This window comes from Micromonospora sp. NPDC048040 (assembly GCF_055587185.1).
The window spans coordinates 150,981-159,162 of the sequence record NZ_JBVJGT010000011.1; the positions used below are offsets into that span (position 1 = coordinate 150,981).

Genomic DNA, 8,182 nt, shown 5'->3' on the forward strand with positions numbered 1-8,182 from the left:
CGCCCGGACGGCGCGCCCCGCCCGTCGTGGATCCGGTGGTTGCCGAACGCCGGGACGGGTCTTCCGCACCGTTGCCCGGTAGGCGCGGCGGATCCCGGCGACTTCAATCGTCGTAGACACCGCGCGACTCCCACCGTCCCGTCGCTCGGCCACTGGCGAAGGGATGCGCGATGACGGCTCCGTCCAGTCTGCCTCTGGTGCTCAGCGGTCCCGTCGTGCGTCGGGTCGACCCGACCGGCGTCACGGTGTTCGTCGCGCTGCGCGCGGAGTGCACGGTGACCCTGAACGTGTTCGCGGTCGGCGCGGCTCCCGGGTTCGCCCGCGGCGCCACCGTCGGCACCGCCAGCCGTACGACGGTGCGGCTCGGGGAGCGGCTGCACGTCGTCGCGGTCACCGCGAGCGGGATCACCCTGCAACCCGGCACCCTCTACGGCTACGACCTGGGGTTCTCCGGCGGCTCGACCGCCGGGAGCCTGTTCGACGCCGGCGTGGTCGCCGCCGACGCGGCGGCGGCGCGGGCGGCCCTGACGTACGTCGGGCACCCGCAGGCGCCGGCCGCCGCGCCCGCGTTCCCGACCTTCGCCACCCCGCCCGGTGACCCGAACAGGCTGCGGATCTTCCACGGGTCGTGCCGCAAGCCGCACGGCGAGGGCTACGACGCGTTCCCCGCCCTGGACCCGATCATCGCGGCCTCGGCGGGCGACCCGGCCCGGCGCCCGCACCAGCTGGTGCTCGGCGGGGACCAGATCTACGCCGACGACGTGGCCGACCCGCTGCTCGCGCTGATCCACGGCCACGACGCGCTGGCGGCGAACGGCAGCGACCCGGCGGTGCCCGCGTACCAGGGGGTGGCCGCCCGGCTGGGCCTGGCCGCCGAGGTGCTGCCGGTCGGGACGACCGATCAGCCGACGGACGCGCGGTACGCGCCGGGCAAGCGCGCCGACGCGATGGCGAAGGACGCGAAGTTCACCTCCGGCGCGGCCGACAGCCACCTGATGTCGCTGCGCGAGTACCTGTGCATGTACCTGCTGGTCTGGTCGGACGTGCTGTGGCCGGAGAGCTGGCCGAGGTTCGAGCACGTGCTGCCGGCGGACACCCGGATCCTGAAGGACCCGCAGGACCGCCGCCCCGGCGAGACAGTGTACGACCTCATGCTGGCCGGCCGGGCGTACACGCCCAGCGCCCAGCAGAAGGAGATCATCGAGCGGTTCGAGCGGTGGCAGCGGCAGGCGCTCGCGCTGCGGATGTTCCGGCAGGGGCTGGGCGCCGTACGCCGGCAGCTGGCGAACGTGGCGACGTACATGGTGGCCGACGACCACGAGGTCACCGACGACTGGAACATGACCAGCTCGTGGGTCACCGACGCGGTGGTGAACTCCCCGCTGGGACGGCGGGTGGTACGCAACGCGATGGCCGCGTACGCGGTGTTCCAGGCGTGGGGGAACACCCCGGAGCGGTACGCCGAGGCCGGGGCCGCCGGGGAGCCGGGCCGGGCGGCGCTGGCCGCGCTGCGCGGCTGGGTCGCCGCCCCCAACGACGGCGACGACCTGGCGTTGCGGACCCGTCTCGGGTTGCCCACGGCGGTCACCAGCGAGGGCCGGCTGGCCCGGCCGGCGGGCGCGCTGACCTACCACTGGACCGTCACCTGGCCGCGCTACCAGCTGGTCGCGTTGGACACCCGCACCTGGCGGCAGTACCCGGCCGGCGCGGGCAAGCCGGGTGGCCTGCTCTACGACGACCAGCCGCTCAACGAGATGATCAGCGGCGGCGGGGTGCTCGGCGACGACGCGGTCACCGTCGTCGCCCAGCCGGTCGCCCTGTTCGGCGTGCCCGTCCTGGAGCAACTCGCGCAGCCCCTCGCGAGGGTGTTCGCCGGCCGGTACGAGGCCGACGCGGAGGACGCGTGGGTGACCAGCGACGCCGCCGTACACAAGATCCTGGCCCGGCTGTTCGCGGCGGCGCCTCCCGGGGCCGACGGTGTCCGGCGGCGGCGGCTGGTCATGCTCGGCGGCGACATCCACTTCGGCTCCGCCGAGCGGATCCGCTACTCCGCCACCCTGCCGTACGCGTGCGGGCCCGACCCCGCGAAGCCGTTCGAGGGGGTCAACCGCACCGAGGGGGTGCTCGCCGGGTTCGTGTCCAGCGGGTTCCGCAACGAGGACGGCAAGACCCGGATCCTGCACGCGCTCGGGTACGTGCCGCTGCTGGACGGCACCGGCCGCATCGACCTGGTCGGCTGGGCCAACGAGCTGCCCGACAAGGAGGGCCAGCGCATGCAGGCCGGCGTACAGGTGACGCTGGCCGCCGACGACGTGACCGGCTGGTGGGTGTCCGGGCGGCCCTCGGTCAGCGACCTCGACGCGCTCAAGGTGCTGACCCGGCATCCGGAGTGGAACGTGCACGTGCAGTTCGTCCGCCACGACGAGGCCGACCCGGAGGTCCGCCGCGACGGCACGCCGGAGTCGGTGGTGGACCCGGCGGGCCTGCCGCGCGACCAGGCGCTCGCGCAGTACCTGGCGGCGGCCCGCAACCTGGACCACTACAAGGGGTCGTGGGGCAACGGCAAGGAGATCGTCGGCCGCAACAACCTCGGCGAGGTCACCTTCGACTGGCCGGACGGGGAGTGCAAGTCGGCGACGCAGCGGCTGTGGTGGCATCTGCCCGGCGAGAACCGGGCGGCCGCGCTGACCACGTTCACCGTGGACCTGTCCTTCGGCTGCTCGCTGGCCGTCACCCCGCCGTACGGGGGGTGGAACCTGCGCGCCGACGACCGGGACGCCACGGCGACGGCCAAGGCCCGCTACGACGGGCTGGAGCGGCCGGCGGATCTGGTCAAGGACCGCTGGGTGACCCGGTTGCAGCAGGACCTGGCCACGCTGGGCTTCCTGGCACCGGCCGAGGTCGACGGGGTGTTCGGCCTGCTCACCTACTGGGCGGTGCTGGAGTTCCAGACGTACGCCCGCCGGGAGCGGGCCGCGGTCGAGCCGGCCGGCGCCACCGCGCCCCGCTACTCCGACCGGCTGCAGCCGGTGGACGTGCCGGAGGCCGAACGGTACCTCGGGCCGGTCAGCGGCATGGCCGACCTGGCGACCCAGGTGGCGATCAAGCACTGGCTGGACAAGCGGTGGCGCTGCCCCGTCGTGGTCGAGGCGTGGCAGGTGGCGGGGGACGTCCCGCAGCGGCTGGACCAGCCGAACGTGTGGAACTTCGACGAGGTGACCGCCGCCGACCGGCGGGTGTACTCGCGGGTGGTCACCGGGCGGCCGGCGGGGGCGGGCCGCGCCCCGGACGGGTACCCGGAGCTGATCCGGTTGGGCGCGTACCGGGCGCACCCCACGGGGGCCGAGTGGAGCGGCCCGGTGCTCGATGCCGAGTCGGAGCTGCTGCCCGAGGCGGTGCTGCCGCGCCCGCAGGACCACGGCAGCGGCCCGTCGCTGGCCGCGCTGGTGGCGGCGATCGGCGCCGGCGGGGACGCGGGCGCGCGGGCCGCCCGGCAGCTGTCCACCTTCAAGGTGCTGCGGGCCGTCGCCGAGAACCGGGTGCCGGACGCCGCCGGCGGCTACCTCGACGCGGTCGCCGCGGACGACCCGGCGGTGATCCGGTTCGGGCCGTTCGGATGGCGGGCACACGGCCCGCTGGTCACGCCGACGTCGGTGCCGACCTTCCTCGACCTGAACTCCGAGCCGGGCGAGATGTGGGCCTACCTGGCGTTCCTGCGCGCCACCGACCGGGACGCCTACGACGCGCTGGGCGGGCTGGCGGGTGTCACCGCCGTGCCCGGGTGGGGGCGCGACGGCGGCGGGCTGCTCTTCACCGACCTGCGGGTGCTGCGGGCCCGCCCGGCGCGGACCGACGCGACCGGCGCCGCCCGCGAGGGCATCAGCACGACGCTGGAGCTGCTGGGGCTGCGGTCGTGGCACTGGATGCACCGCTACGCGCTCGCCCTGCGCGGCCACGACGGCGTCCGCCGGGGGATCTGGACGTTCGCCCGGCAGCGGCTGCACGACCTGCTGGCCACCGACTGGGACTCCCCCGACCCGGACGTCTCCCCCACGGTGCCGAACGTGCCCGGGGCGGACGGCAACCCGCGGCGGGCCCGCGTCGGCGACGTGTTCACCTCCGAGCGGGCGGTGGCGCTGCTGGCCTGCTGGCAGCAGCACCGTGCGCACCAGCTCGTCGCCGTCGGGCCGCCGTCGGCGAACGCGGAGAAGCCGGAGTTCCGCACCCGGGCGCGCGCCGCCACCCCGCTGCACCTGGTGCTCACGAAGGCCAGGGCGCTGGGCGCGGACTTCAGCGGGGCGCCCACCGGCTGGACCGACGCGCACGAGACCGCGCTGATCACCGCCATCGGCCAGGTCGTCGCGGGCGACGCCGAGGTCGCCACCGCGCTGACCCGGCTCGCCGCCTGGCCGTCCTGGCCGACGGGGCGGCACTACACGCTGCCGCTGGACGCGCTGCCCGCCGCCGAGCGGGGCCTGTCGGCCGCCCGCGGGTCGCTGCGGCTGGACCTCGGCGACCTGTCGCGGGTGACCGCGTGAGCAGCACACGACCGGCGACGGACAGCGGCCGGCAGCACAAGGGACGGGGTGGACGATGAGCGACGCCAAGAACGCGCTGGCACTGCTGTGGAACGAGATCCGGCTGCTGGCCGAGCCGGTGCTGGCCGCGTACGACCCGTGGCAGCGGGCCCGGCTGATGCGCGCGTTGGGCTGGGACCTGGAGGCGGTCAGCGGGTTCGACGCCGCCCGCTTCGAGGACTGGGTGAAGACGATCGGCCCGGCCCTCGACGCGCTCGGCACGGCGGCCGAGGCGGAGCTGGACAGCCTGGAGGCGGTGAAGAAGCTCGGTGCCGCCGCCGGGGACGCGTTCGGCAAGATCGGCGCGCTGCCGCCGACGTTGCAGGGGCAGCTGCCCGACGTGGCCGGCCTGCCCGAGGAACTCGCCGACGACCTGCTCGACCTGCTGATCCTGACGTACCTGCTGCGCCGGGCGCCGTGGGCGGTGCCCGTGCTGGACCTGCTGGGCCTGGTCACCCCCGCTACGGACGGCCTGCCCAGCGCGCCGATGCCGCCCGGCGACGCCCCGATCCGGCTGCCCCGCCGGCGCGACGAGCTGCACCTCGAACGTGTCGTCGACCTCGTCGCCGACCCCGGCGGCTACTTCCGCGGCCTGTACGCCCCGGCCGGCTGGGACACCCCGGAGGGCGTGGCGGAGCTGTCCGCCCGGCTGCTGCCCCGGCTGGCGCGGGCGCTGCGGGCCCTGGGCCTCGACGCCGACCAGGGCGTACGCCCCGGCGTCGGCCCCGACCAGGGCGAGGTGGGGCGGCGGCTGGCGGACAGCCTGCTGCGGCTGCGGTTCACCGGGCTGCGCACCCCCGGCGGGGAACCCCCACCGACCGGCGCCGGGCTCGCGGCGTGGCAGCCCACCTTCGGCGTCGGCGTCACCCTCGGCCTGGCGAGCTGGGACGGCCGGTTCACCGTGATCCTCGCCCCGACCGGCGAGGCGCACCTGGAGGGGTCGATCGGCGCGTGGAACGTCGCCACCGACCTCAGCGGTGCCGGCCCCGCGATCGCCGTCAACAGCGACGGGGTCACGTACAGCGGCGACGCGGCCGTCGTCAAGTGGGCCGCCGAGATCGCCCGGATCGCGCCGGCCGGCGAGCCCGGCTGGATCATCGGCGCACCGGAGGGCACCCACCTCGCCGTCGGGCAGCTCGTCGTCACCGGCCGGGCCAGCCTCGGCGCCGGCCGCGACGACGTCGAGATGGGCGTGCAGGCCGGCCGCGCCGAGCTGGTCATCCGCGCCGGCGACGGCGACGGGCTGCTCGCCAAGCTGCTGCCCGCCGACGGGCTGCGCCTCGGCCTCGACCTCGGCGCCGCCTGGTCGATGCGCACCGGCCTGCACCTGGCCGGGGCCGCCGCCCTGGCCGCCGAGTACCCGGTGCACCTGTCCTGGCACGGCATCGGCATCGAGGGGCTGCGCATCGCGTTGCAGGCCTCCACGCAGACCCGCGCGGTCAGCCTGCTGATCACGACCACCGTGCAGGCCGCGCTGGGGCCGCTGCACGTCACGGTGGAGAACATCGGCGTCCGCGCCGACCTCACCTTCCCGCCCGCGCTCCCGGCCGGCGGAGGGGACGACGCCCGCGGCGGCAACCTCGGCGTGGCCGACCTGGCGCCCGGGTTCAAGACGCCCGACGGCGTCGCGCTGCGGATGGACAACGGCTTCGTCTCCGGCGGCGGCTACCTGTTCGTCGACGAGCCCCGCGGCATGTACGCCGGCGCCCTGCAGCTCGGCATGACCTCCACCACGCCGCTCGCCCCGATGAAGGGGTTCCGGCTCCAGGCCACCGCGATCGTCAACACCCGCAACCCCGACGGCAGCCGGCTGACCGAGGCCGACGGCGGGCACAGCTTCTCCCTGCTCCTCGCCGGCACGTACGAGTGGTTCCCCGGGCTGATGCTGTTCTGGGGCATCTCCATCACCGGCCTCGGCCTGGTCGTCGGGCACAACCGGCGCAGCAACCCCGAGGAGTTCCGCAACGCCGCCCGCTCCGGCACCCTCGACGCGCTGCTGTTCCCGCAGGACCCCGTCGCCAACGCCCCGGCCGTCATCGCCACCCTCAGCCGGCTGTTCCCGGTCGACACCACCGGCACCGTCCTCGGGGCGATGGTGCGGCTGAACTTCCTCGGTGGGCAGGTCGTCGCCGACCTGGGGGTGCTCGTCGAGTTCCCCGACCCGGTACGCATCCTGCTGCTCGGCAAGCTGGTGATCGACTTCAAGGACGCCGGCAGGTTCCGGCTGGACTCCTTCGGCATGGTCGACTTCGCCCGCCGCGAGATCAGCCTCGACGCCGCGCTGATCGACTCGAAACTCTTCGGCCGGCCGGTCTCCGGGGAGATGGCGCTGCGGGCCCGCTGGGGCGCCGGGCGCACCTTCGCCATGTCGATCGGCGGCTTCCACCCCCGCTACACACCCCCGCCCGGCTTCCCGCCGGTCAAACGCTTCAGCATCGCCCTGCAGAAATCCGGCAAGGGCATCGACCTGCTGGCCTACCTGGCGGTCACCAGCAACACCGCCCAGTTCGGCGCCGAACTGAAGCTGCACTTCGAGGGCGGTGGCTTCGTCATCGACGGTCGCGCCTGGCTCGACGTGATGTTCCAGTTCAAGCCGTTCTGGTTCACCGCCGAGATCGGCGCCACCGTGTCGCTGAAGTACGGCGACAAGGAACTGCTGGCGATCAACCTGCTCATCGGCGTCTCCGGCCCCGGCCCGTGGAAGGCCTGGGGCGAGGCCCGGATCAAGTTCCTGTTCTGGGAGGTGTCGGCGAAGTTCTCGTGGACCGACGGGGACACCGCCGCGGCCGACGAACCCACCCACGTCGACGCCGCCGAGACGCTGCGCGCGGCGCTGTCCGCACCCGAGGCGTGGGAGATCCGTCCCGCCATCGGCGCCGGCGAGCCGGTGACGCTGCGCGACCTGACCGGCTGGACCGGGCCGATGCTGCTGCAACCCGGCGCGCACCTGTCGGTGCGGGAGAACGTGCTGCCGCTCGACACCGACCTGCAACGCGTCGGCACCTCCCGGATCAGCGGACCGAACCGGTTCACGCTGACCGGGGTGAGTGTCGGCACCGGCGACGACGCGCTGTCCGGCACCCTCGGCGACACCGTCGAGGACGACTTCGCGCCGGGGCAGTTCCGCGACCTGTCCCCCGTCGAGCAGCTCACCACCCCCGGGTTCGTGCGGCTGGCCGCCGGGCGGACCGTCGCGCTGCCGGAGGGCACCACCCTGCCGCCGGCCGACCTGACCACGTTCGCCGAGCTGGCCGACGACTCCGCGTACGACCGGATCATCATCGACGACCCGGACGCCGCCGGCCGGCCCCTGCCCGCCCAGCCGGCGACGGCGCGGCTCGCCGCCCGCGGCGGTGACCCGCTGGCCCGGTTCGCGGCCACCGCGCCGGCCGCCTACACGGGCAGCCGCCACGGCGGCGCCGCCCGCTTCACCGGCCCCACCCTGGACCTGGCCGCCACCGCACCGGCCGCCAGCGCGCCACGCGCCGCCGCCGCGACCGTGCCGGCGCAGCGGCGCGCGACCGCCGCCCCGGCGGCGCCACGCCGCCCCCGCGTCCGGGTTCCCCACCCGAGGATCACGCCCGTCGAGCTGGAGGTCTGCTGAC

The 8,182-nt window shown here is 75.2% G+C and carries 2 protein-coding genes; both read left to right on the forward strand.

The genetic code is table 11. The features are described 5' to 3' along the window. Window positions 1-170 precede the first annotated feature (170 nt). Window positions 171-4,538 (forward strand): peptidoglycan-binding protein, encoded by a 4,368-nt coding sequence (locus tag ACZ6O2_RS14560; RefSeq protein ID WP_466023158.1) that lies wholly within the window; start codon window positions 171-173, stop codon window positions 4,536-4,538. A 55-nt stretch (window positions 4,539-4,593) separates the two neighbouring features. Beyond that, a complete protein-coding gene (locus ACZ6O2_RS14565; protein WP_466023159.1) occupies window positions 4,594-8,181 on the forward strand; it encodes a DUF6603 domain-containing protein in 3,588 nt (1,195 codons plus the stop codon). Window position 8,182: the final 1 nt, after the last annotated feature.